The organism is Streptomyces sp. NPDC049887, from assembly GCF_040656535.1.
Classification (GTDB): domain Bacteria; phylum Actinomycetota; class Actinomycetes; order Streptomycetales; family Streptomycetaceae; genus Streptomyces.
On sequence record NZ_JBFAMM010000011.1, the window covers coordinates 122,109 to 147,011 of the forward strand.

Sequence of the window (24,903 nt, forward strand, 5' to 3'; positions counted from 1 at the left end):
CGGAACCGTCGTCACTCCCCGTAGGACTTCCCGACGGTCAAACGGTCGTCAGCTCGTCCACCAGACCGGTCGCCACCGGCACGGCGATCCCGTGCCGCGCCGCCGCCCTCAGCAGCGCGCCGCCGATCGCGTCGAGCTCCAGCGGCCGGCCGGCCTCCGCGTCGCGTTGCATCGAGGACTTGGTGCCCGGCGGGAAGGAGTCGTAAAGCGCCAGCGTCCCGGCGGGGTCGGTGGTGGTTCCGCAGGCCTCGCTGACCGCGGCGGCCTCCTCGAACAGCGCCAGCAGTTCGTCGCGCCGCTCCGTCCGCACATCGCCGATGGTGAGTCCGTAACGGGTGGTGAGCAGTGCGAAGGGCGCGAGGAAGGCGAGCTTGGCCCAGAGCACCGCGACCCCGTCCTCCAGGATCCGGGTGCGCACGTCGGCGGCGTTGAGCATCGCGGCCGGCAAGTCGAGGCGTTCCTGGGTTCCGCCGAGGTCGATCTCGGTGAAGGGGCTGCCGTGCTCGATGACCCCGGGGCTGACGCGGGTCGACTCCACCCGGATGACGGCCGGTGCGACCCGATGCGAACCGTAGCGTCCACGCAGGACGTCAAGGTGCTCGATGCCGTTGAGCAACGGCACGACGAGCCCGTCGCCCAGCACCGCGGGCGGAATGCGCTCCAGCGCGGTGTGGAGCGCCGTGTGCTTGACGGTGACCAGACACAGATCGACCGGTTCGCGCAGCTCGGTGTCCGCCTCCACCTGCGTGGTGAAGTCCCCGAAGTGCGTACTGCGAACCCGGATGCCGTCCCGGCGCAGCGCCCGTGTCGTCGCCTCCCCGGCCACACAGATCACCCGGTGCCCGGCCCGGGACAGTACGGCGGCCAGCAGTCCACCGACACCCCCCGGGCCGAGAACCGCGACGGTCCGTCGTTCTGCGGGTGCCGCTCCGGGGAGCGGGGAGTTCGTGAGCACCGTGTGGCAGTCCTTCCAGGCGGACCGGCTGAGAAGTGGGCGGAAGCCGGTGAAGAGCGTGAGGAGACCGGGACCCCACCGGTCACGGAAGTCCGGGTCGACGCGTGCGATGTCGAGTTCGTTCGCGGCCGACAGCTCGGCGAAGTCGCGCCGCAACGACGGGCCCGGGGTGAAGGTCCGGCCGGTGAACCGGTCGCGGAAGGCGGCATCGGCGTCGGCGAGGGTGGGGTAGGAAGCCGCCCGGTCACAACTGGCGTAGAAGTACACGACGGCCTCGGCCTCGCTGCCGATCGCAGCCGCGAGTTCGTCGCGGCGTTCCAGGGGGAGCAGGGCGGTGGCGAAGCCGTCGGTTCCGTAGCAGGCATGGCACAGGCCGGCGAGCTGGAGGGCCGGGCGGGCACCCCACGCGGCGAGCAGGCCCTGCACACGTCGCAGGTGAGCGAGGAGAGTGCCACCCGGGTGCTCCATGCCCTCAGCACCCAGCGCGCGCAGGAGCGCGACGGCTTCGGCGGCAGGCAGGACTGACAAGGGACTCGTTCTCCTCTCGGGAGCGGTGGGTCGGCACCCGCCCCGCGCGATCGCAACGAGTCCGGACCGTCGCGCAGGCGCGGGACGGGTTGCCGCCTTGGGCCCTGCAGTGATCTTCGAACACCGGCGGAATTCAAGTCAATCCTCAGGTTTCCTTGACAACTCCCAAGCAATAGCTTGGGTGTTGTGACCCTCGACGATCTGCGTGTCTTCGTGGCGGTGTGCCGGGCCGGAAGCCTGAGCGCCGTCGCCCGCGAACTCACGTGTACACAGTCGGCGGTGAGCCAGCACGTGAAGCGGCTGGAGCGGGAGACCGGCGTCAGCCTCCTGGAACGCCGTCCGCGCGGCGTCGTCCCCACACCGGCCGGGCGCATGCTCCAGGCAGCCGCGGCGGACGGCATCGCCGGCCTCGACCTCGCATTGCGCCGCATCGACGAGCTGGTGCGCGGTGACGCCGGATCGGTCCGGGTGACGACGGGCGGCACGACCGTTCGCCACTTCATGTCCGAGGCCGTCGTCGCCTTCCGGAACCGCTACCCCGACGTGAACCTGGAGTTCCAGACCGCCAACTCCAGCCGCAGTTGCTTCGACGCCCTCTCGGCCCACGATCTCGACCTCGCCTGGATCACCATCGGCAGCCCGGTACGCGGCATCGAGCAGCGCCCAGTCGTCGACCTGCCCTGGGTCCTGGCCGTCCGGGCCGATGACCCGCTCGCCGACCGGCACTGCGTCGGACCGGCCGAGCTCTCGGGCATCCGGCACATCCGCCTTCCGGAGAACTCCGCCTCTCGGGCCCACCTCGACGCGGCCTTCGCGGACCTGGGCATCCGTGTCAGCTCCGACACCAGTGTCGCCGACTGGGACACCGCCGTGCTCCTGGCCGAGCTCGGCCTCGGCCACGCCGTCGTGCCCGCCCCACCCGGCCGGTACGTCTCCGGCGACGCCGCCACCCTGCGGTTCGTACCCGTGCCCGATCTGCCTCCGCTGTCCGTGGGCTGGGCCGTCCGCCGCTGGGACGCCCTCACCCCGGTCGCCCGTACCTTCGCCGACACCGTCAGCCGCCACTGCGCGAAGGCCGTCAGCGCGGCACGGGCGCGGGACGCGTCGCGGGAGCCGTAACGACAGCGCCAATCCTCCGGGAGACGGGCTGGCGCGGCAGGCGGCGGGCGGCGCACGATGGAGGTGTGGCCCAGCCAAGGAGGCATCGTCATGTTGGAGGTCAAGACCCCCGGTAAGCCGGACGAGAAGCGAGAATTCCCCCATGGCCACCTCGAAGCCGTTCACCTCTCGGGGCTGGACTTCGCGGTGGCAACCTTCGAGCCCGGCTGGAAGTGGTCACGGGAGGTCGCGCCGATCGCCGGGACCGAGAGCTGCCAGTTCCATCACAACGGGATGGTGGTGCAGGGGCGGCTGCACATACGGATGGACGACGGAGCCGAGACCGAGGTCGGTCCCGGGGAGGTCTTCGTGTGTTCACCCGGGCACGATGCGTGGACGGTCGGCGACGAGCCGTGCGTGGCGTACGACTTCGCCGGTCAGACGGCCAAGGACTACGCGAAGCCCAAGTGAGGACCACAAGGCCGCAGAACCCGAGCACGACGGCGACGTGCGTACTTCTCGACCGCGACTCAGCGCGCGACCGGGTGGTACCGCAGGGCCTCACGCGCGTGATACCGCCAGGCACCTGCGACACAGCCGAGGGATCATCGACCGCCGTGCCCCCAATGTGCCCGATCGAGCGGGAAACTCACGGGGAGCACCGGTCGGTCACGGAGAGCGGAAAGGAGAACGACCCCCGACCGGATCTCCTGGTCAGGGGCCGCTCGCCTGCGGTGGGTGTGGGATGTGAACGCACGGTGACATCGCTGTCACGACGGTTCTGGAGACCGCTGGGCCCTGGAGCTGCTTTCCATACGCTGACCTGCAGCTTGACGCCCTCTGGCACTGGATTGCGGGCGTCCTCTGGCACTGGATCGCAGGGCTCTGGCCCACACATGGTCCACGAACCTCATCGCGGCACTTCGGATCACCGACTTGCAGGTTCCGCCGGAGTCGCCGCTGCGGCTGCCGTTCAAGACACTACTTGCCCTTCTTTTCAGCAGCGCTCATGGATTCAGTCTCCTCCGGGCGGACGGCCAGAACCACGGCGCGGCCCTCATAGAGGATGTCGTAGATGAGTCCTCCGTAGCCGGGCGGTACCGTCCCGGCCGAGGTGGCCGGCGGATAGAAGTCCGAGGCGGCGAGAAGGCCGCCGTCGCGGGCGTCACGCCACTGGATTTGGTCCATGTAGTTGGCGCCGATCGGGCCGGGGTTGTACTTGGTGGGGTCGGACTCTTTCGATCGGGCGTTCGCGTTCACGAACACACGCTTGTCCGGTGGACCGATGAGGGTGATGTAGCTGTTACTGCGCTGCTTGACCTTCCAGGCCAGTGACATACGGCCGTCGCGGAAGTCGATGGCAGATGCGGTGCCCAGGCCGAAGTCCATGACGTAGATGCGGTTGTTGACCGCGTCGACCGACACCTTGGCGTAGTAGTAGCTGTACTGACCGGGCTTCAGTGTCGGGGTGGGGTCCATGCGAGTCATGCGCCTGGCATCGCCCTGATGAATGGCGATCACGCTCAACGGCACCTGTGTGGGGGCTCCGTTGTTGGAGAAGACCACCCAGTCACCCATGATGACGGGCGCGCCGGCCTGAGTCTGGCCGGGTCTGGTATAGGTGACCGGACCCCAGGTGGTGTCCTGCGTGATGGTGTGGCCGTCCCAGACGTAGCGGTAGATCTGGGTGGGGGTGGTGATGTAGGCATAGTCGTGCCCCTGGTAGCGGCTGGTGGTGACCCGGCCGAGCACGTTGCCCTTCAGTTCCGTCCAGCTGAGGACCTTGAAAGTCTCGGGGTCGACCGTGCCGATGATGGAGGGCTTGGCCGAGTTGGGAGCCCCAGGGCACTTGAACGCGGCCGAGCTGTAGCCGTTGAGCGTGCAGCCGACGGGCCGGTTCAGTGATCTGACGACGATCGTGCCGTCGGGGAAGGCGTCGATGCCATTGAAGGCGCTGTCGTTGGGGGGACTGCTCCCGGTGGGCATGTCCTGCTTGATGAGGATCTTGCCGGTGGTCCCATCGAGCTTGTAGAGCGTGTGGTCGGAGATCGCGACGATATTGCCGTCGGCCATGACGTCAACCGCACCGGACACATGTAGCTCGTTGTTGTCTCGGGCGTCGGACAGATAGGTGCGCCAGATCTGCTTCATCGTGCCGGGCTCGACCTTCGCGACAAAGGTGTGCAGCGCCGGCGGGTTCGCGTCACCGTTGCCGCCACCGTAGACGTAAAGGTCGTTCTCATCGCGCGTGGCGATGTCGAACTGCGAGTAGTAGACGTCCGTGGTGGGGTGTGCCTCGACCACGTTCGGCCCCGTCATCGAGCCGGGGAACCGAGCACACGGGTACAGGCTGCTGCGTCCGGAGTCGTAGTGCTCAAACGGCTGAAGCGTTCTGTACCAGGGGCTGTTCTGCTGTTGGGCCGCGCATGCGGCTTCCTCCTGGGCGATGGCAGGGTCCCCGATGGGCGGGTCGACGAACGGTGGAGTACTCGGCCCGTCATGTGATGCGGGTGCGGAGGGATCGACCGGCCCCCCGCGTAGCGGCCTGTCCGGCGCGTCGGTTGTTCCGAAGCCGCAGCCAGCCGCAACCATGGCGAGGGCAGCGAGTGCCCCGGCGACCCGCAGGCGACGTATGCCTACCTTCACTCTTTCCTCCTTGTCCCGGGCACTCGGCGCCCTGGACTCCCGTACCACCCGGACACGCCGAGGCTCGCAGTGGTTCTCGAAACCTGGAGTGGGCATTCACCGCACCGGAGTCCTCCCGCGGGGCTTTGCCCCGGACCTGCCCTCCGGCTCGGTGTGAAGGCGAAGACGCACGAGGGCGTGCGCTCCGGACAGCGCCTGCCGAGATGCAACGACGGGCGCTGTTCGCATCTGCAGCGTAGGCAGGTCAGACGGCGCGCGGCTGCATCTGCTGGTCCGATCGGGGCATCCCTGTTCGCCTTCCGATCTGGCTGAGGATCCGCAGACACTCCTGCCTGGTACGAGCAGGCCGTGGCGTACGCGGTCGTGAAGTGGCCGAAGGCCGCCGCCAGGCACCGGGCGAGCATCGCGGAAGCGCTCGCGACGGTCACCCCGGCGTTCCTGTCGACGACCCGGGGAGCTCCCCGCCGACTGCCGGCTGCCCGAGTCGGGGTGGGGCGAACTGGTCCTCGCCGGACCGCGATGACCGCGGGCGCGGTGAGCAGGAACAGCCCGGGCACACAGCAGAGCAGGAACGGCAGCAGCACGCACCCGTTGACCCGGACCTACCCGGTCAGCTCCCGCAGGGGAGGCCACTCGTCCGCCTGGAACCGCTGCCGCAGCGACTGCCGGCCGCGCGGGATGTACGGGGGCCTCGGCGGGGGCGGGCCCGGATGCGGTGGCCGGACGTTCGGATTCCCGCCACCGTAGGGGTTGTTGTGTCCGTAGCGATTCCCCCCTCCGTACGGATTCCCCGGCCGCGGCCCCCGGGGCCGTGCGGGTTCTGTCCCCCGAACGTCACTCCGGTTCCTCCCCGCTGTCGTCGCACTGATCACTCCAGCGCGACGAACCGGCGTGCACGGAAAGCCACATGGCGGTCCGATGTGTCAGTTCGGTCCCGACGTGCGGCAGGTCGTGCGCGTCGGACGAGTTGGTCGCGATCGTGCGATGCAGCGAGGGCCCGCACGCCCCGTGGCAGGGGTGTGCGGGCCCTCGGCCGAGCGGACGCCGGGTGCTCAGTCCGTGTCGGCGACCGTCTGCAGCGTGCCGTCGTCGACGACGAGCTCGTGGTAGCCGAAGCGCTCACCCAGCTCGTGGTACCGCAGGTACTGCGATTCCGTGATCGGGACCATGTACGCCTTGAGGATCCGCAGGAAAAGGCGGAAACCCAGGTCGGGGTCCACGTGGACGACCACCTGCTCCACCGCGGCCACCACGTCGGCCCCACCGGAGTGGCCGGCGGCGCGGACGGCGCCGACCACGGCCGGAGCGACCTCGCGGATCTCCCGCAGAACCGCCTCCCCGAGCATCCCGTTCGCCGGTGGCTCCGGCGATGCGGGAGTGAAGGAGGGCTCGTCCTGGCGCACTCGTGCCACGCAGAGTCCGACGATCTCGTCCAGCCACGCGCGCCCTTCGACGGGCACGGTGCCCGGGTCGTAGGGAAGTCCGATCGCCGCACACCACAACCGGTCGATCACCGGAGCCGGCACAGGGGACGCCAGCAGTCGCTGCGCATCCTGCAGGAGTGTCGGCGCGTAGCCGCCGTCTCCCCAGCTCGCCGCCTCGGTGACGAGCTCCTCGGGCGTGACCTCACCGGCCCATGGGGCGGCGAACCACTTGGTGAGCCCGCTGAGCCCGAAATCGATCCAGATGTCCTGGCGTCGCACTGTCACCTCACGGCCTCGGTCCCTTGGGGTAGGAGGTGTACACCATGTAGCCCGGCTTGTGCGCGGACCTCTTGAGAGTGATGGACACGACGTTCGTGGCCGCCCAGCTGGCACCTGTGTGGTGGTAGACGGTGCCGAGGGATGCCGGATTGTCCAGCGTCACGTCGAACGAAAGGAGGTCCGTGGGGCTCTCCGAGTCCTTCCGCGTGTCCTGCATCCACTTCTGCAGACGCTTCTGGTTCGCCGCGTTCTGCTTGGGCGACATGCCCGTCAGCCACTTCGCCATGGCGTCGTTCACGGCTGCCTGAGCCGTGTCCAGATTCGTCCAGACACCGGTCACACCGGGGTGGTTGGGGTTCTTCGCGAGATCGGCCTTGGCCTTGTCGATGGCCCGCTGGGGCGTGGTCTTCACGTGGTCCCGGATCGTGTGTGCACCGCGGTCGCCCTCGTGCAACTCCAGCTTCACGCAGTTGTGGACCAGGACGTCACGCGCCGGTGCGCCCGGCGCGCCCTCCGAGCCCACATAGAAGGTGTGGGTCCCGTCGACCGTGATGTCGTACACCGTGCGGGGTGCCAGATCCGACCGGTCGTTCAGCGCACGGACGGCGCGAGCCGTACCGTCCGGGCCGCGGAGCCGGTCGCCGGCGCGCAGGTCGGCCACGACGGTCCACCCTCGCTCCGCCACGAACACCCGGTGCCCTGCCGTACTGGTCAGGCGGTACCCGTCGGCGAAGGACACTTCGACGAGACGATTCGCATCGTGCCGGTACGTGTCCGTGACGGGCTGGATCGCGTGCACGCCGGTCTCGGCGTCCGTCGCGAGGACCAGGTCGCCCTCGCGGACGGAGTCGATCGGCCGACGCGTGCCGTCCGCCATCAGCACCCGTGTCTCCGCCGGGAAGCTGTTGACCCGGCAGCTCGTCAGGGCGTCCTCGACGATGTTGACCTGCTGCGAGATCTTCGCGAGCGTCGCGGGGTCCACGTCGAGGATCTTCAGGGCCTTGTAGGCGTCGGCGATGCCGATGCCGGTCTTCAGGGCGGCGTCCAGGGCGTTGATCGCCTCGGCGATCTTGGCGAAGGCCTTGCCGGGAACGAAGTTGGACGCGGCCCAGGCGCAGCCGCTGACGCTGCCGTGCCAGCAGTCGACGAAGTCCTGGATCAGGACTGCCTTGAGGATCCGGTAGACGACGGTCTGCTGGATCAGGTCGAGCTTGCTGAAGTAGTTGGTGACGTCCTTCTTCAGCCCCGTGAAGGGTTCGGACCTGACCAGGACCGTGTCGGCCTGCGGGCAGCCGGTCGCCGATGCGGGCACGTCCGGGTCGGTGCAGAGGAAGAAGTCGACGGTTGCGTTGAACGTGACCGTGAAGGTGACGGTGCAGCCCTCGAAGCCGATTTCGATGACGCAGTCGTTGAGCTGCTTGGCGTCGGTGACTTCGACGGTGCTCTCGTCGACGACGTACCAGGTGCCGCCGATTCCGGTGCCCGCTCCGCTGCTGACCTGCTGGTTGGCCTCCTTGCGCTCGGCGGACTCGGCCGCTTCCTGCGCCGACTCGGCGTACTTCTGGGCGTCCTTGGCCGCCTCCTCCGCCAGGGTGGCGGCGGTGTCGGCGCGGGTCGCCGCGGCGCGGGCGTCCTTGGCGGCCTGCTCGGCCGCCGCTGCGGCCTCACGGGCGGCCTGGGCGTCGAGCGCGGCCGCGTCGGCGGACGAACGGGCGTCGGTGGCGTAGCCCTCGGCGCGGTCGGCCGCCTTGTCGGCCGCGGCCGCGTCCTCGCCGGCCTTGCGGTCGTACTCGATGGTGCGCGCGAGGGACTGCGACGCCTTGGACGCCGCGGTGGCGGCGTCGGCCGCGTAGCCGAGTGCCTCCTTCGCGTAGGTGCGGGCGGTCGCCGCGTGGCCCGCCGCGTTCGCGGCGTGCTGGTAGGCGGCCTTGGCGTCGCCCTGCGCGGCCTCCGCGATGGCCTTGGCCGCGGCGGCCTCCTCCTGCGCGTTCTTGGCGTGGGCGTCGGCGACGCTCTTCTGCTGCTCGGCGATCGACTTGGACGACTGGCCCGCCAGCACCACGAGGGAGGCGGCGGAGTCGGTCGTCACGTACGGGGAGCCGAGCTGGATGGCGTCGTTCGCCGGCTTGGCGACCTGCTCGGCCGCGTTCCCTGCGTCGACGGCGGCCTGCGCCGTGACGTGGGCGAAGCCGGCGGCCTTGGCCGAGGCGACGAGCGCCTTGCCGGCCTCCTTGTGGGCCTCGTCCGCCTGGGTCTTGGCGGTCTTGGCCTGCTTCTCTGCCTCGTCCGCCAGCGCGACGGCGGTCTTCGCCTCCGCGGCGGCGTGCTCCGACGCCTTGATGGCGTCCGCCGCCGCACTGGTCGCGGTGCGCACCGCGGCCTCGGACTTCAGCTTGGCGGCCTGGGCCGCGTCCGAGTGGGCGCGGGCGCGCTTGGCGGCCGCTTCCGCTCGGGTGGCGGCGGCGTCCGCGTCGGCGGCGGCCTGCGTCGCGGCGTTCGCCGCGGTGCGGGCCCGGCCGGCTGCGGCCTCGGCGTCGTCGGCGTGGCCTGCCGCCGCGTCCGCCGCGGCACGCGACTCCTGGGCGTTGGCGTCCGACTCGTGGGCCTGGGCGAACGCCTCCTTGGCATCGGCCTTGGCGCGTGCCGCGTCCGCCTTCTGCTCGGCGTCCCAGGCGTCGTCGCGCAGGTCCTTGGCCTTGTCGCGGGCGGCCTCGGCTGCCTTCTGCTTCTCGACCGCGGTGCCTTCGGCTGCCTCCGCCTTCTCCTTGGCGTCCTGCGCGGTGCCCGCCTCGGCCTCGGCGGTCCTGCGGTGCTGGGCCGCCTCGGCCTGCTTGGCCGCCGCGGTCTCCTTCTCCTTCTTCGCGGTGGCCTCCTCGGCCTCCGCGGCGAGCCGCTTGGCGTGGGCCGTGGCGGCGGCCGCCTTGGCGTCGCCCTCGGCCTTCAGCGCCTCGGCGAGCTTCGCCTCCGCGGTCTCCTTGTCCTTCTTCGCGTTGTCGCGGTGGAGCTTCGCACCGTCGGAGGCGGCCTTCGCCTGCAACTCGGCGGCGTAGGCCGCCTGCCGGCGGAACTCGGCCTTCGACTGTGCGGCCTGGGCCAGCGCCCGCTGCGAGATCGTGTCACTGTCCGCGGCGGAGGCGCGGGTGGCCGCCTCGGCGGTCTCACCGGCCTTCACCATCGCGTCCAGCGCGGCGACGGCGCCCTTGGTGACCTGAGCCTTCTGCTGGGCGGCCAGCAGACCGCGGCCCCGGGGCGAACCCTGGGCGTCCGCGATCGCGTAGGCGGCCTTCTCGGCGGTGTCACTGGTGGTGGCGGCCTTCTTCGCCGCTGCCGCCTGCGCCTTGAGGGCGTCCAGTTGCTTCTTCGCCGCGGCGCGGGCGTCCGTGATGCCCTTCGCGGCCTTGTCGAACTGGGCCTTCGGCGGGACGGAGCCGTTGTTGCCGGAGACCTTGACCGTGAACTGCTGCGGTCCCGTGGGGCCGCAGGTCGCCTGCACGGCGTTGACGCTGTTGTCGAACTTGGGCAGGTTCACGCACTTGCCCGTGCCGACGTTCTTCAGGGTCGTCTTGGCCCGGACGTTGTAGTCCCAGGTCTGCGCCGGGGAGCTGTTGCAGGTCCAGATCTGGATCTTCGCGCCGTCGGCGGTGCTGGTGCCCGAGACGTCCAGGCACTTCTGGGAACCGACGTTCCGCAGATGCAGACCCCTGTCGTCGCCCTCGACGATCCACTGCTGGGCGGCGCCGTTGTTGCAGGTGTACACCTGGACGGGGGTGCCGTTGGCGGTCTTGCCGCCCTCGACGTCGAGGCACTTGCCGGTGGAGGCGCTCACCTGGATGGTGGTCGGCTTGGTGCCGATCCAGCCGACTCCGCCCGCGGACCAGTAGTCCTGGAACTGGGTCAGGTGGTCGGCCACCCAGGAGTGGCCGATCAGGTCACCGAGGATCTTCGACCCGGAGGCCAGCGCCTTGGTGGCGTCCTTGTTGGCGGTCAGCAGCTGGTTGCGCTGGGCCGCCTGCGAGGAGATCTCCTGCTGCCACTCGGTGGCGGCCGTGTCGGAGATCGAGTCCAGGACGTCGTTCGGGTCGATCGGGTCACGCCACGCGCAGGCGGCGAAGCGGGTCTTGAGGTCCTCGACCGCGATCCGGTGCTCCGGCGAACCGGGCTGGGGAGCGGTGCGCGGGAAGCCGCCGGACGCGAGGAAGATCCGGGCGTTGTCCGCGCCCGTGGGCTCCAGCGACCAGTTCGTCAGGTGCTCGAACGCGTCGCGCTCGGCGAGGGCACGGTTCCAGTCGGGCGAGCTCGGGTCCGGGTCGGTGCCGTAGAGCGGGGCCCCGAGGTCCTTGACCGCCTTGACGGTCGCCGCGTCGGCGCCCGGGGTCGGGTCCTCGTAGAAGTCGCCCTCGTCCTTCCAGAACCGGTCGGAGATCCACTTGGTCAGACCGGTCTGCTCGTAGAAGTCCTGGCCCTCGCGAGTACCGGGAGGCCACTCGAATCCGGTGGCGGTGAAGCCGGCCGGGTTGGTCAGCCCCTGGAGAGGCTTCTGCCACCCGTCGCGCAGGGCGTGCAGGGCGTCGAGTTCCTTCAGCGCCGTGTCCCGGTCGCTCTGGTACGCCGTGGCGAGCGGGGTGTCCTCCCAGTGCTGCCGGTCGGCGAGTTCGTGGAGCTTCTCCGGCGTCTGGTCGAGTCCGCTCTGCGCGGTGGCGGCCATGGACGGTCCGCCGAGCCGCAGCACGCCGTCCATCAGGCACTGGTCCTGGCGGAGCAGTTCGGCGGGGGTCTCCTCGTTCCAGTCGTTGCTGGCGCCCGCTGGGGCCATGCGGTCGGCCCGGTCCGGCACGGCGGCGCCGGGCTGCGCGCCCAGACCGCCGAGGACGGCGAGCGCCGCCACTGAGGTGACGACAGGGGTGAGGATCGGTGATCGGCGTGGTCCGGGTCTGAACAACCCTGGTTTGAGGCGCAAGGGAGCAATCCTTCGTCGCGATCGAGGACAGGCGGGGTGCCGGTGCGGCGGGTGGAGGTTCGGGCGGTCAGCCCTGCGCGGCGGCGCGGACGGCGAGACCGTCCGGTACGGCGTGCTCAGCGAGCCGGTGGTGCGGCATGACGGTGAACCTCCCCCGTGGCGGATCCGTCCCCCGGCCGCCGTGTGATGTGCGCGTCCCGTGGCCGAGCGGTCAGGTCCCGCCACGCGCGCGGCGCTCACCATACGTCCGCCGCCGCACGGGGGTCCGGCCATTTCCGGAGCGCGGAGCACCGCTGCGGAGTGGCGGATGTGAGGCGGGCCCGCCACTCGCCCAGGCAGAACCCGTGTCCATGACAGGAGCTACCTGCGAAGGGGATGCGAAGGTCGGGCCCAGAGTTGACCTTTTCCGGTCACAAGTTGACTGAAAATGAACAGTCGAGAGCGAACAATCCCCTACCCGGCAGTAGCCCGAGCCCCGTTCCGGCGCCGCACCCGCCCTGGGCTCGACACCATGGAGTGGACCCAACAGGAGTACCTGGCCCACCTGGCGGGCGAACGGCGCCGATACGCCTGGTTGATGCGGCACCACGGCGGCAGGACCGCCGTCCGGGCGGGCGTCGAGGCGACGGAGTGGTACCCGTACGAACCGGCCGACGCCCCGCACCGCGGACTCACGTTCCACGACTCGTCCTGGCACTGGGCGATGTCGGCCCTGCACGGGGCCGACTGCCACCGGATCCACCCGGAACTGTCGAACCCGTCGGCCGAGTACGACGCCCTGGACCGACCAGGTCGCGGACTCCTGGCCGGAACTCCCGGAAGGGGTCACCGAGCGACCGGCCGACGTGTGGGAGCCACTGCTCGCCGTCGCGGAGGCCGCCGGCGGGGACCGCCGGCGGGGACCGGCCGCGGCGGGCCCGTACCCATCCCGCCCGTGCTCGTCGGGATGCTGCGCGAGCACATCAAGACGTACGGCACGGCCGACGATGGACGCCTGTTCCGCGCGGACCCTGGCAGCCGGGTGCGGTCCACGGAGTACTGCGAGGTACGGACCGGGCCCGCGTCAAGGCGCTCAGCAAGGCCGAGGCCGCAACGCCGCTCGCGGACGTGCCGTACTCGCTGCGGCACGCCGGCGTCTCCCTGTGGATCAACTCGGGTGTGGATCCGGTCGAGGTCGCCCGTCGGGCCGGCCACAACCTCACCATGCTGTTCCGCTCCTAGGCGAAGATCCTCCGGGGCCGACAGACGCTCGCCAACGACCTGATCGACAAGAGTCCGAGCGGCAGCCAGTGAGCCCGGACAGGACCTCGACGTGATCGTGGAGAGCGCGGAGTGCTCCTGTGACGCCGGGGACGACACCCCCCACTGACCGACACGATCCGGTCAACTCCGTTCAGGCCCCGGCGTACTCGCGTCGGGGCCTGAGCCCGACCCGGTCACCGCTATGGTGCCGCTCATGCTCTTCCGCTGGGACTGGCTCCGGTCCGTACTGGCCGCGCCGATCGTGCCGACCCTCGGCCCGGTCCACCCCGACGCCCTGACCGTCGACATCTTCGAGGACACCCTGCGAGCGGCCGTCACCGGGGACTTCCTGCCCTACGACAAGGACCGGCGTTGGGGCGGCGAGAAGGACGAGAAAGTCCTCCTCGACGACGTGGTGCACCAGCGCGAGCACACCCTCATCCCCACCCTGAGTCGGCGTGGACGCGGCACTGCCAAGGTCTTCGCCTACGGGCTCCGCGACAGCGTCGTGGAGGAGGCCGCCGAACTGGTCGCGAAACTCGCGGCCGTGCACGACGTGGTCAGCGCCCGGGTCGTACGCTCCCTCGGCCCCGAAACCACACCCCCGCGGGGCACCCGCATCCAGCTCAAGGACTTCACCGCCGCCCCCTGCCCCACCCCCGATGGCCCGGTCCGGCCCGTCACCGCTTGGTCGACCGCCGTGCAGGAGACCTTCGCCCCGTTCGCCGAGGCCATGGCCGGCAACGGCCTGTCCTTCCTCCACGCCCAGATGCAGGCCGGCCGGTGCGGCCCGGTCCTCGCCGCCGCCATCGAGGACCGCATCGTGGGTGCGATCGGCCCTATGGAAGTACGCCCCGACGCGATCGGCTGCCCCCAACTCTTGCCCCAGTACTTCGCCGTCCTGCCCGAGGCCCGGGGCCGGGGTCTCGGCCGCGTTCTATGGCGGGCCGCGATGCACTGGGGGCATTCCCACGGCGCCACCTACCAACTCCTCCAGACCGAGGTCGACGGCCCCTCCGACCGGCTGTGCCAGGCCGAAGGACTGACCTCCCTCGGCTTCACCCACACCACGTCCGCGTAGCTCCGGACCGCGCTGCCTTCTCTGATCAGCTGTCCTCCCGCAGCGCGACCGGGGCACGCATCAGCCGGGTGCCGGTCTTGACCGGCATCTGCACCCGCTTGAGCACGTCGTAGCCGGTCATCCGGGTCTCAACGGCACCGGAGCACAGCTCACGGGAGGTGACGCCGTACATCCCGAAGGAGTGGCGCAGCCGGTCCGATGCGGCGGCGAACGTCGAAGGCGTCCTGTCCCGGGCGGAGTTTGAGCCGGAGGACCAGGCCGGTGTGGGTGGGCCGCAGCCGCAGGATGCGCTGCGCGCGGGACTCCGGTGCCGGGGGCTGGCCATCCGGGCCGGCATGAGGCGCCAGCGCGAGGGCGGGACCGTCAGCCCGCAGGCCTCCATGTGTCAGCAGTCCAGCCCACCTCGGCTCTCCTCATCCTCGACCATGCCGATGGCGACGGGAAATGCCTCCAGGAACTGACGCCGTGCCGGGTCTTGCTCTGCTCCGGCCAAGCCTGTGAGCCCCTGCAAGAGTCGTTCGCGTTGCTCTGAGGGCAGTTGCAGCAGCGTCCAGCCCACGCTCTCCATCATCTTCACCGCGGAGTCCGGATCCACTTCCTCGTCCCCGGCGCTCTCCAGCCACCGGACGATGTCAACGAGCAGGCCGGTGAGTGCTGGCACGAGCGGATCCGGATTAGTCATCCGTGCAACATAGCCGCTCCCTACGACGCCGCTACTCTGCGGGAACCCGGCCAGCCATCGCGCTCCCGGGCCGCCGAATGCTGACAGGAGGATCACGTCAGGAGCACCCTTGACTGGGGTTGGCTCACGGCCTGGAGGTGACCGCGGCTGGTGGCTACGCGGAGCACGTCCCGCAAGGCTCCGGTCAGTCCGGTCAGCATCCGGCGCAGATCCTCCGGGCCAGCGTCCTGGTGGCCGAGTACTGCCGGAACCCTCAGACGGGAGCCGGTCACCGGGCCCGAGGCGGCCGGTCGTGATCTGGCGTCTCAGGTCGTCAGCGACGACGAGGCGGCGAGACGTCATGGGCTGCGTCACCGCCTTCTCGTCATCCGCACGGCGACGAGCCGGGTCCGCCCGTTTATGTCAGCAGTCTCCCGACTCGAACAGGAGTTGCTTCGCGCCCTGGGGCAGCTGGAAGAGGTCGCTCACCCGGCATGCCCGACCGCCGACTTGGATGATGTCGCCCCGCAGAACGGTGGCCGCCGTGATCTCGACGTTCGATACCAGCGCACCCCCGGGGGCCCAGTTTCTCACCGCTTCACCGCCGATCGCGTGGAGTGGCCCGGCGCAGCGTGGCAGGGGCAGGCACACGTCTCGTAGATCACCGGCAGGTCGACCGGGGCAGGAGAGGGCGACGCTTCCGCGCAGGCTGCGTGAGTGCCGACCCGGCATGCGGTCGACCGGTAGGCAGCCGCCGCGGTTTCCGAAATGTGGAGGCGTTGACGAGGAGGCATCAGCGGACACCTGCCAGGGCCGAGTACGTCTCAGCCGACAGACGCGGCGCCACGACCACCCGAGCGGTGGCGTGCGCGCTGCCGCTCCCAGGCGAGCACGTACGGACGAACGAGCGCGTTGTCCTCACCCAGGAGCGGGTGAAGGCGGTCGGCGGTGTCCGGCATCCAATCGGGGACGGCCGGCGGTTCTACGGCGAGCACGGGAGGCGTCGCCAAGCCGTTCGGGACGGCGTTAGGGCGCGGCGGTGCCTGCCCTTGGGAAAGTACCGCGCTCTGGCGAGCGAGACGGCACGGCGGATACGGTTGAGCACGCTGCTCAGCTCCTATCGCTGATGGCTCGGTCCCCCGACATCGCCCGTCGTGGGGGCCGTTTTGCGTACGACCGCCCAGAGGGTGCGGCCGTTCAAGCTGGTGGCGTGAAGCCCGAATCGATCGGCTCGATCGGCCTCCGCCAGCACTTCCAAGACCTCCCGCCATGACTCGGCGGAGTGCGATTCCGGCACCTCCGCCTCGACCGACGTGCACCGGTCGCGCTCTTCCACGCGTGTGGTGAGCCCGACCGCCGATAACCGGGCGGCGACGGCCTCCGCGCTCACTCGCGAAGTGGGCACAGGGGAGCCTCCGTCACTCGGTGATCACTTTGAGTGAGGCTAGTTAACTGGAATAGAGCTAGTGGACTAGATTTTCCATATGCCTGAGCAGCCGCCCTATCTCCGTATCGCCGACGAGCTACGGCAGCGGATCGCGGAGCATGTGTGGGAACCGGGGGACCGGCTTCCCTCCCGCGCGCAGATCGGCCAGGAGTTTGGCGTAGGCGAGAACGTCGTCCGCAGGGCTCAGGAGCTACTGATCTCCCAAGGCGTGTTGGAGGGCCGAGCCGGTTCGGGCACCTACGTCGCCGAGCCCCGGCAACGCGTACGCGTGGTGCGGTCGTCCGCCCGCGAGCAGCCCGAAGGGTCGCCGTTCCGGGCGGACATGAAGGCCGTCGGCAGGCAGGGTGACTGGGAGAGCAGGACCGACGCCAAGGTGCCGGCCCCGGCGGAGATCGCCGCCCGGCTCGGGATCGCCGAGGGCGAGCTGTGCGTCCGAACCGCGTACGAGTTCCTGGCCGACGGCAGGCCCGTGCAGCTGTCGACCAGTTGGGAGCCGTACGACCTCACCGCCGGCAGTCTCGTCGTCCTCCCCGAGGGAGGGCCGCACGCCGGTGCAGGCGTCGTGAATCGGATGGCCGCCATCGGTATCAGCGTGAGCCATGCCGTGGAGCAACCCGAGCCCAGGCAGGCGACCGCCGAGGAGGCGTCACTCCTCGGCATTCAGAAGGCCGCCCTCGTCACTCACATCCGGCGGACGTACTACAGCGATCAGGGACGGCCCGTCGAGACGGCGGACATCGTGGTGCCCGCCGCGCACTGCGAGATCGTCTACGAGATCCCCATCAACCGATAGTCCCGATTCGGAACGTGCCAGCGCATGACCGACGCCATGTCCTGCCCCAACTGCTCGCAGGGGCTGAAGTCAGGCGGGCTGGTCTTGGCCGGGCGGGACGACGGTGATCGGGCATGCCGGCCGCTGTGGAGGTGTGCCGATGGGCACGCCTGGTGGAAGTGGGCGGACCGGCCCGACGATGCTCTTGGAGATCTGCCCGGAGCCACGGTTGTTCCGATGACCCGGCACTCACGCGCACGACGACATACGACGCTGCAACAGCCCCGGATGAGCCCTCGATTCGTAGCGAGCACCAGGCCGGGAGCCGTGCCCACGCGTGCCCCATCCGTGCCCGATGGAGCGGTAAGACACGGGAAGCAGCGGTGACCGACGGGTACCCGAAACTGCAGCGGCCCCCGACCAACGATGCTGGTCAGGGGCCGTAACACTGCGGTGGGTGTGGGATTTGAACCCACGGTGACATCGCTGCCACGACGGTTTTCAAGACCGTTCCCTTAGGCCGCTCGGGCAACCCACCTCCGCCCCGCCTACCAGCGGCGGAACGGGTACAGAGTACCGGGCTCGGGCGTCGCGCGGGCTCCTTGGTCCACACGGGGCCCACTGGCCGGCTTCTGGCTGTGAGGGCCAACGGCCGGACACTCCCGTGGCGGCTTTCGGCTCTACCTGGTCACCACCGCCGAGGGCATGCCCGTCACCTGGTGCCTGGCCAACCCGGCACTCGGCGAGCGGGAGGTGATGGCCGCACTCCGGAACGCGACCACCCCCTCGTCCGGGCCGGGAAGGTGATCCTCGCCGACAATGGTCGGCCTGGCGGGAGGCGGACGCCAAAGCCTCTTGATTACCGGGTTCCGGCAATCACCTGTGTGCGGATCATGCTGTGGCCCCGCCTACCTGCCGGGGAAGGCACTGTGGCTCAATATGCCCAACCGCGAACGGGGGCGTAAGCGGAGGGGAGGCCCGGTGAGCAGGAGCAAGAGAGCGGAGGCGCGGCGGCGTCGGCCCGCATGGTGGAACCGGGCCTGGGGGCTGCTCGTGGTGCCGCTGGCCGTCATGGCAGGCGCGGCAGGCATCGCGGTCCTGGTCACCGTGCCGGACTCGGTGAACGAGGTACGGGCCTTTCGCTCCGCCCGGCCGTGCACCTTCCCGCAGGCCGTCGCGGCCGACTGCCTGCGCACCTACCCCGCGACGGTGCGCGGAACGGCCGTCGAGAACCAGGGCCGGAGTCAGCTGTATCTGCTCAAGCTCGACGGCCCGCCTCCGATTCCCGCGGAACTCGACATGGACGACGAGGTCCCGCTGCTGAAGCATCTGCGTAAGGGCGACCACGTCACGGTGACCGTCTGGCGCGACTACGCGACGGCCGTCACCAAGGACGGCGTGACCCAGGAGTCCACCGACACCCCGGAGGGTTGGCCCGAATTCCAGACTGCCTTCGCGCTCGACCTGCTGACCGTGGGAGGCTACGGCGGTTTCGCGGGGACCACGGCGGTGCGCCACGCACGGCGGCGATCACTGCCCGACTGGGTGGCACTGTGGGGCCGATGGACCATGGGAGCCGTAGTCGTCTCTGTGCCGGCGGGCATCATCGGTTACGAGACCGGAACCGGACCGGTAGTCGTGGCGCTGCTGTGGCTGGCGCTGCTGCCCGCGGTCTGGCTTGTCGTCAAGCGCCGCGAGAGACACGACTCCGGACGACACAGCCGCAGACCCGCCCCCAGCAGGGCCGCCGACACCGGCACCTGGCCCCGCTACCTGGCGAACTGGTGGCGGTCTGTGACGAATGCGTTCTGGGCTTTGGATCGGGTTCTGGGCGGGCAGCGGCGTCCGACTCGGTTCCAGAAGTGGGTGGGCCGACACCCGACCAAAGCCGGTTTGTGCGTGGGCACCCCCGCCGCGCTCTTCTATGTGCTCTTCTTCGTAATGCTCTCTGATGAGGCGGAGCTGGAGGACATCCTCGTCGCGACGCTCTTCGGGCTGTCCCTAGGACTCATCTTTGGTCTCACAGCGGCGTCAGAGCGGCTCCGGCAGCGCAGGCTCAAGCGTCTGGGGATATGGGACGGATCCTGAGCAGGTCTGGCTCGGCCTGCGCAGGAAACATGCGAGGAGGGAGGGCGGAGATGTCGCGAAATGTGGGGGAGTTCTTCGATAGTCCGGGCTGGATGAGTCTCAACATCCTGCTCTATGGGTGGGCAGCCGCCAGTAGCGGCACCGAGCCCTGGCTGAGGTGCATCGCGGCGTTCGGTCTGGCGGCCTGGGTGGCGTTGCTGACAAGGCACCTCTTGCAACGTACCCGCGGCCGTGGGACTACTGAACACTCGGATGAATCGGGATCCTGAGGACGGCGCTGCTGCGGACGACGGCAGGTCCGGGCATCGGGGTACTCACTGACTCGGCGCACTGCACACGCAGCCTGCGGTCTGGGTACCGTCAAGGGTGGAAGCCCCGACTGAGACTGATCCCTTGGGGTGGACACCCTGAAGCGGAGCAGGAGTGGCAGCTGGAACGCGAGATCCTGCGCCGGGCAGCCGCCTATTGCGCCCGGGAGATGAAGTGAGCCCCCGCCGCTGGGACTTCATCTCCAACAACCGTGCCGACTTCGGCGTCAAGCGGATCTGCCGGGTCCTGGGCGTCTCCGGCTCCGGCTGCACAGCCTACCGGCTGGCGGATCTCCCGTGAGACGGCCCGGGAAGAGTCGTCCGAAGGGGCGGGCCGGACCCGGTGGTGCGGCCGTGGTCCGGGCGCGGTCGAGCGCGGGCCCGGCAGTGGCTCAGCGGTCGGCGATGTCCTCGCGGAGACCGTCGGAGAACTCCCACCACGACAGGGGAAGCCAGTCGCCGTCGACAAAGGCATCCACCGTGGCGCCACGACCGCGGACCGTCACCGTCGTACCGGCCGGGTACGTGGCTCCGGAGAGGCCCGGTACGGGGACGAGCAGGGTCCCTAGCCTTTGTGCTGCCACTTTCTCGCCCTCCCGTTCGGTTGACTCGGCGCGGCACCTGAAGGCACCACCCGGGGCGGGTATTCCTCCTGAGATTACCGGCTTGTCCGATCCTCCGGGCCGGAGAATCATGAGATATGTGCCACAAGTGAGTCACAAGTGAAAGGAGGGGCGGGGGGCGGGGGCCGCAGTCACGCACGTATCGCCAGCGGAGGTCGCAGCCATGAAAGCCGTTGTGTACAAGGAACCGTTCGAGGTGGCCGTCGAGGACGTCGAGAAGCCGCGGATCCACCACCCGAACGATGTGATCGTACGGGTCACCTCCACCGCGATATGCGGCTCCGACCTGCATATGTACGAGGGTCGTACGGCGGCGGAGCCGGGCATCGTCTTCGGCCACGAGAACATGGGGATCATCGAGGAGACGGGTGACGGCGTCACCTCGCTGAAGCAGGGCGACCGGGTGGTCATGCCCTTCAACGTCGCATGCGGCTTCTGCATGAACTGCGTGGAGGGATTCACCGGTTTCTGTCTGACCGTCAATCCCGGGTTCGCCGGCGGCGCTTACGGCTACGTCGCGATGGGCCCCTGGCCCGGCGGCCAGGCCGAGTACCTCCGTGTCCCCTATGCGGACTTCAACTGCCTCAAGCTGCCCGAGGGGAACGAGCACGAGACCGACTTCATCCTGCTCGCGGACATCTTCCCCACCGGGTACCACGGTTGCGAACTCGCCCAGGTGCGCCCTGGGGAGAGCGTCGCGGTGTACGGCGGCGGGCCGGTCGGCCTCATGGCCGCGTACTCGGCCATGCTGCGGGGCGCCAAGAAGGTCTTCGTCGTGGACCGCGTCCCCGAACGCCTCGAGAAGGCAAGGGAGATCGGCGCGACACCGATCAACTTCGCCGAGGGCGACCCGGTGGAGCAGATCAAGGAGCAGACCGAGGGCATCGGCACCGACAAGGGCGTGGACGCGGTCGGCTACCAGGCGACGGTGCGCGACACCGGACGTGAGGAGCCCGCGACCGTGCTGAACTCGCTCATCGGCACCGTCAGGGCCACCGGCATGCTCGGCGTACCCGGATTGTACGTACCCTCCGACCCCGGCGGCCCGGACGAGCAGTCCAAGCACGGCATGCTCAGCGTCGCGATCGGCAGGCTGTTCGAGAAGGGCCTGAAGATGGGCACCGGTCAGTGCAACGTGAAGCGCTACAACCGGTACCTGCGCGACATGATCGTCGAGGGCAGGGCGACGCCGAGCTTCGTCGTCTCCCACGAACTGCCGTTGGACCAGGCCCCGTCGGCGTACGAGAAGTTCGACAAGAGGGTCGAGGGCTACACCAAGGTGGTGCTGCACCCGTAGTAGCGCCGGCCGGCCGCGGTTCCCCGGCGGCGCACGGCACGGGGAGACCAGCGGGGGAGCCCGCACGACGAAGGGACTGCCGAGTCCGGCAGTCCCTTCCTCACGTCACCGGCCGGCAGCCACCCCAGGTCAGCCGTCGCCCTCGCGCTGCCCCAGCGTGACGGTGGCCGTGATCTCCCGTCCGTCCCGCTCATAGGTGATCCGGACCTGGTCACCGGGCTTGTGGGTCCAGATCTCGCTGATGAGACCAGGACCGCTGTCCACCGGCTTTCCCGCGAACTTGGTGATCACGTCGCCGGGCCTGAGCCCCGCCTTGGCCGCCGGGCCGTTCGGGGTGACGGCCGCCGTGCCGCCAGCGCCCTCCTGGGCGATCGTCGCGCCGTTGCCCCTGTCCGTCATGTTCACCGTGGCCCCGATGACGGGGTAGACGGGCTTGCCCGTCTTGATGAGCTGGTCGGCCACGTTCTTCGCCTGGTTGACGGGGATGGCGAAACCGAGGCCGATGGAACCGGCCTGGGACTGCTGGCCGAAGCCGTTGCCGCCGCCCGCGGACTGGATCGCGGAGTTGATGCCGATCACCGCGCCGCGCGCGTCGAGGAGCGGACCGCCGGAGTTGCCGGGGTTGATCGAGGCGTCGGTCTGCAGCGCGCTCATGTACGAGTTCTTGCCGCCGGAGCCGTCGCCCGAGGCCACCGGCCGGTTCTTGGCGCTGATGATGCCCGTCGTGACCGTGTGGGACAGGCCGAAGGGCGCGCCGATCGCGATGGTCGAGTCGCCGACCGCGACCTGGTCGGAGTTGCCCAGCGGCAGCGGGTCGAGCCCGGCGGGCGCGTTCCGCAGCTTCAGCACGGCCACGTCGTAGCCCTGGGCCCGGCCGACGACCTCGGCGTCGTACTCCTTGCCGTCGGAGAAGGTCGCCGAGAGCGTGCCACCGTCGGCCGCGGAGGCCACCACGTGGTTGTTCGTGAGGATGTGGCCTTCCTTGTCGTACACGAAGCCGGTGCCCGTGCCGGCCTCGCCCTGGCTGCTACCGGACTTCGCCTCGATCGTGACGACGCTGGGCAGCGCCTTGCCCGCCACGGCGGCGACCGTGCCGGGGTCGCGCTTGAAGCCCGCCGGGGCGTCACCGGCGGCCACGGTCGTCGAGGCCCCGCCGTCGTTGCGCTCGGCGGCCCAGTAGCCGATCCCGCCGCCCACACCACCGGCGACGAGCGCGGCGACGAGGACGGACGCGATGATCCCGCCGGACCCGCGCCTGCGCGGCCCGTGCGGAACGGGCGCGGGCTCGCCCCAGGCGGATACGGGTGGCGGGGGCGGCGGCCAGCCGCCCTGCGGGTGGGTGGCCGTGGCGGCGGGGGAGTGGTCGCCGGGTGCGGACCCATGAGCGGTGGGCGGGACCTGGGGCTCGGGGGGCACCGTGCGGCCGGGCTGCGTCGGGGCGTCCGCGCCGGCGGGCGCGTGCGCGGCAGCGCTTTCGGGAGCAGCCGCCGGCACAGGAGGTACGGACGGGCCCGCGTGTGCCGGGGTGCCCTCGTTCTCGGTGCTCACAGCTTCCTCTTCCTCGATTCCACGATTCGGCGGTCCGCGGTGACGCGGCACCGCACCGATGCGCTGCAGACAGCTTTTCCCATGGCCTGTCAGGCCACTGTAAGCAGGACCTGTGCGTCCGTGCGTCCGTGCGCCCTCCGTCCTTCCGTCTCTCCGCCCCTCCGCCCCTGCATTCCTCCGCCCCTCCGCCTCCCCCGTCCCGGGCATCGCGGACGGGGGCCGGGGCCTCCGCTGTCCGGCGGATGACACCATGACGCGGTGACCCAACACCGGATCCAGGTCGTCGCCCACCGAGGCGCCTCGGAGGACGCCCCCGAACACACGCTGGCCGCCTATGTGAGAGCCGTGGAGGACGGGGCCGACGCGCTCGAGTGCGATGTGCGCCTCACTGCGGACGGGCACCTGGTCTGCGTCCACGACCGCCGGGTGAACCGCACCTCCAACGGCCGGGGCGCGGTCTCCGCGCTGGAACTCGCGGACCTCGCCGCCCTCGACTTCGGCTCCTGGAAGGACAGCGAGGAGAGCCCCGACTGGAAGGACCCCGGTTTCACCTCCGTGCTGACCCTGGAGCGGCTGCTCGAACTGGTGACGGACGCCGGCCGGCGGATCGAGCTCGCCATCGAGACCAAGCACCCGACCCGCTGGGCCGGACAGGTGGAGGAGCGGCTGGTCCGGCTGCTGAAGCGGTTCGGTCTGGACGCCCCGGCGGCACCCGACGAGTCCCCGGTGCGCGTCATGAGCTTCTCGGCCCGCTCGCTGCACCGGATCGCGGACGCGGCCCCGGGCATCCCGATTGTGTACCTGATGCAGTTCCTCCCGCTGCGTGCGCGCGAGGCGCGACTGCCGGCCGGTGCCCGGATCGCGGGCCCGGGGATCCGGCTCGTGCGCAATCACCCCGCCTACGTGGACCGGCTGCACGCGGCCGGTCACCAGGTGCACGTCTGGACGGTGAACGAGCCGGCCGACGTCGACCTCTGCGTCGGACTCGGTGTGGAGGCGATCATCACCAACCGCCCGAAGCAGGTCCTCTCCCAGCTGGGCCGCCTCTGAGCGGGCCCCACCGACCGTGGCGGAGGCTGCCGCGCTGCGACCGGACCGCTACGGGGGGTGCTCCGGCGCGTTCGATCCGTATGCGAACGTGACGAGTGCGTCACCAGACGCGGATTGGCCGGTTTCCGGTCCAGGCCATTGGGGCATCCACACCGTGGCGTGGGGCGAAGGAGGTCTCGGGGGTGGCGTTGGTGGTGGCACAGGAGGTGCCCACGTCGTCGAGCATGGCCGTACCCCATGGCCCTGCGGGCGTGGGTGAGGCGAGGCATCGGATGCGTGAGCAACTGCGGCTCAGCGGGGTGCCCGAATCGGTCGTCGACGATGCCGTTCTGATCCTTTCCGAACTGCTGAGCAATGCCTGCCGACACGGCAGACCGCTCGGGCAGCACGCGGAGATCGGCGACGGCGACATCCGCGCCGCATGGCGTCTCGACCCGTCGGGCGGGCTGACCGTCGAGGTCACGGACGGGGGCGGTCCCACCCGCCCGGTTCCGTCGACCCCCTCGGTCACGGCGCACGGCGGCCGGGGGCTCAACATCATCAGCGCGCTCGCCCGCGACTGGGGAGTACGGGACAGCGCGGCCGGCGAGGTCACCGTCTGGGTCCTCGTCACCGAGGGGCATCGCCGCGACGATTTCGCTACGCGCGTCACCGGTCCCGGCTTCGAGTTCGCGGACGCCTACGACGACGTGGACTGAGCTCCCGGAGGAAGCGGAAGCGTTCCCCGAGGCCGATCCGGACGCTCCCCCGAGTCCACGGACCGGACGCCGCCCACCCCGGGCCGCCCGCAGCAGACCGGAAAGCGCCGTTCCGGCGGGTTGGCGAGACCGGGCACGCGACGTGAAGTGCCGCTGTGACCGCTGCCACGACCGCAACGGCTAGGCTCGCGCCCGAGACAA

16 protein-coding genes, 1 tRNA gene and 5 pseudogenes are annotated in these 24,903 nt (G+C 70.1%); 10 read left to right on the top strand and 12 right to left on the bottom strand.

Going from position 1 to position 24,903, the window contains the following annotated elements; translation table 11 throughout:
• Nucleotides 1-37: 37 nt before the first annotated feature.
• Nucleotides 38-955: a 2-dehydropantoate 2-reductase gene (locus AB0J10_RS16170; RefSeq protein ID WP_363062108.1), complete on the bottom strand. Its 918-nt coding sequence runs from the start codon at nucleotides 953-955 to the stop codon at nucleotides 38-40.
• Nucleotides 950-1,483 (bottom strand): annotated as a pseudogene (locus AB0J10_RS16175) (DUF6817 domain-containing protein); the annotation flags it as partial. The pseudogene AB0J10_RS16175 and the gene AB0J10_RS16170, both read right to left, overlap by 6 nt.
• A gap of 186 nt (nucleotides 1,484-1,669) precedes the next feature.
• Between AB0J10_RS16175 and AB0J10_RS16180 the strand changes: the two are divergent.
• Both AB0J10_RS16180 and AB0J10_RS16185 read left to right on the top strand, forming a co-directional pair.
• Nucleotides 1,670-2,602, top strand: coding sequence for a LysR family transcriptional regulator (locus AB0J10_RS16180; protein WP_363061957.1), 933 nt, complete (start codon nucleotides 1,670-1,672; stop codon nucleotides 2,600-2,602).
• A 90-nt stretch (nucleotides 2,603-2,692) separates the two neighbouring features.
• The gene (locus AB0J10_RS16185) at nucleotides 2,693-3,052 is read left to right on the top strand and encodes a cupin domain-containing protein (RefSeq protein WP_363061959.1); all 360 of its coding nucleotides are present in this window, start codon (nucleotides 2,693-2,695) and stop codon (nucleotides 3,050-3,052) included.
• A gap of 510 nt (nucleotides 3,053-3,562) precedes the next feature.
• Here the strand turns inward: AB0J10_RS16185 and AB0J10_RS16190 are convergent.
• The 3 genes from AB0J10_RS16190 to AB0J10_RS16200 form a co-directional block, all read right to left on the bottom strand.
• Nucleotides 3,563-5,227: a hypothetical protein gene (locus AB0J10_RS16190; RefSeq protein ID WP_363061961.1), complete on the bottom strand. Its 1,665-nt coding sequence runs from the start codon at nucleotides 5,225-5,227 to the stop codon at nucleotides 3,563-3,565.
• Nucleotides 5,228-6,279: 1,052 nt separating this feature from the next.
• On the bottom strand, nucleotides 6,280-6,936 hold the full coding sequence (locus tag AB0J10_RS16195; protein ID WP_363061963.1) for a hypothetical protein: 657 nt from the start codon (nucleotides 6,934-6,936) through the stop codon (nucleotides 6,280-6,282).
• 1 nt (nucleotide 6,937) lies between these two features.
• A complete protein-coding gene (locus AB0J10_RS16200) occupies nucleotides 6,938-11,815 on the bottom strand; it encodes an RICIN domain-containing protein (protein WP_363061964.1) in 4,878 nt (1,625 codons plus the stop codon).
• 857 nt (nucleotides 11,816-12,672) lie between these two features.
• On the opposite strand from AB0J10_RS16200, the pseudogene AB0J10_RS16205 reads away from it, so the two are divergent.
• A pseudogene (locus tag AB0J10_RS16205) lies at nucleotides 12,673-12,777 on the top strand (DUF3631 domain-containing protein); the annotation flags it as partial.
• Between the two features lie 566 nt (nucleotides 12,778-13,343).
• Nucleotides 13,344-14,210: a GNAT family N-acetyltransferase gene (locus tag AB0J10_RS16210; protein WP_363061966.1), complete on the top strand. Its 867-nt coding sequence runs from the start codon at nucleotides 13,344-13,346 to the stop codon at nucleotides 14,208-14,210.
• A 31-nt stretch (nucleotides 14,211-14,241) separates the two neighbouring features.
• Here the strand turns inward: AB0J10_RS16210 and AB0J10_RS16215 are convergent.
• The 4 genes and pseudogenes from AB0J10_RS16215 to AB0J10_RS16230 form a co-directional block, all read right to left on the bottom strand.
• Nucleotides 14,242-14,592: pseudogene (locus tag AB0J10_RS16215) on the bottom strand (plasmid transfer protein); the annotation flags it as partial.
• 3 nt (nucleotides 14,593-14,595) lie between these two features.
• A complete protein-coding gene (locus AB0J10_RS16220; protein ID WP_363061968.1) occupies nucleotides 14,596-14,892 on the bottom strand; it encodes a hypothetical protein in 297 nt (98 codons plus the stop codon).
• A gap of 350 nt (nucleotides 14,893-15,242) precedes the next feature.
• Nucleotides 15,243-15,465 (bottom strand): annotated as a pseudogene (locus AB0J10_RS16225) (hypothetical protein).
• A gap of 523 nt (nucleotides 15,466-15,988) precedes the next feature.
• Entirely contained in the window at nucleotides 15,989-16,276 is a 288-nt protein-coding gene (locus AB0J10_RS16230) for a hypothetical protein (RefSeq protein WP_363061970.1), read from the bottom strand.
• A gap of 79 nt (nucleotides 16,277-16,355) precedes the next feature.
• On the opposite strand from AB0J10_RS16230, the gene AB0J10_RS16235 reads away from it, so the two are divergent.
• Nucleotides 16,356-17,111 (top strand): GntR family transcriptional regulator, encoded by a 756-nt coding sequence (locus AB0J10_RS16235; protein ID WP_363061972.1) that lies wholly within the window; start codon nucleotides 16,356-16,358, stop codon nucleotides 17,109-17,111.
• A 430-nt stretch (nucleotides 17,112-17,541) separates the two neighbouring features.
• Here AB0J10_RS16235 and AB0J10_RS16240 read toward each other — a convergent pair.
• A tRNA-Ser gene (locus AB0J10_RS16240) sits at nucleotides 17,542-17,628 on the bottom strand.
• Between the two features lie 443 nt (nucleotides 17,629-18,071).
• On the opposite strand from AB0J10_RS16240, the gene AB0J10_RS16245 reads away from it, so the two are divergent.
• Nucleotides 18,072-19,178 carry a hypothetical protein gene (locus AB0J10_RS16245; RefSeq protein WP_363061974.1) on the top strand — a complete coding sequence of 369 codons (1,107 nt, stop codon included), beginning with the start codon at nucleotides 18,072-18,074 and terminating at the stop codon, nucleotides 19,176-19,178.
• 420 nt (nucleotides 19,179-19,598) lie between these two features.
• A pseudogene (locus tag AB0J10_RS16250) lies at nucleotides 19,599-19,751 on the top strand (IS3 family transposase); the annotation flags it as partial.
• 127 nt (nucleotides 19,752-19,878) lie between these two features.
• Here AB0J10_RS16250 and AB0J10_RS16255 read toward each other — a convergent pair.
• Nucleotides 19,879-20,070: a hypothetical protein gene (locus AB0J10_RS16255; RefSeq protein WP_026165024.1), complete on the bottom strand. Its 192-nt coding sequence runs from the start codon at nucleotides 20,068-20,070 to the stop codon at nucleotides 19,879-19,881.
• A 202-nt stretch (nucleotides 20,071-20,272) separates the two neighbouring features.
• Here AB0J10_RS16255 and AB0J10_RS16260 point away from each other — a divergent pair, with 202 nt between their 5' ends.
• Nucleotides 20,273-21,406, top strand: a complete 1,134-nt coding sequence (locus AB0J10_RS16260) for a glutathione-independent formaldehyde dehydrogenase (RefSeq protein WP_363061976.1) — start codon at nucleotides 20,273-20,275, stop codon at nucleotides 21,404-21,406.
• A 129-nt stretch (nucleotides 21,407-21,535) separates the two neighbouring features.
• On the opposite strand, the gene AB0J10_RS16265 is transcribed toward AB0J10_RS16260, so the two are convergent.
• Nucleotides 21,536-22,954, bottom strand: coding sequence for a trypsin-like peptidase domain-containing protein (locus AB0J10_RS16265; protein ID WP_363061978.1), 1,419 nt, complete (start codon nucleotides 22,952-22,954; stop codon nucleotides 21,536-21,538).
• 258 nt (nucleotides 22,955-23,212) lie between these two features.
• Here AB0J10_RS16265 and AB0J10_RS16270 point away from each other — a divergent pair, with 258 nt between their 5' ends.
• Together AB0J10_RS16270 and AB0J10_RS16275 are read left to right on the top strand one after the other, a co-directional pair.
• Nucleotides 23,213-24,004: a glycerophosphodiester phosphodiesterase gene (locus AB0J10_RS16270; RefSeq protein ID WP_363061980.1), complete on the top strand. Its 792-nt coding sequence runs from the start codon at nucleotides 23,213-23,215 to the stop codon at nucleotides 24,002-24,004.
• 95 nt (nucleotides 24,005-24,099) lie between these two features.
• Nucleotides 24,100-24,702: an ATP-binding protein gene (locus AB0J10_RS16275; RefSeq protein WP_363061982.1), complete on the top strand. Its 603-nt coding sequence runs from the start codon at nucleotides 24,100-24,102 to the stop codon at nucleotides 24,700-24,702.
• Nucleotides 24,703-24,903: the final 201 nt, after the last annotated feature.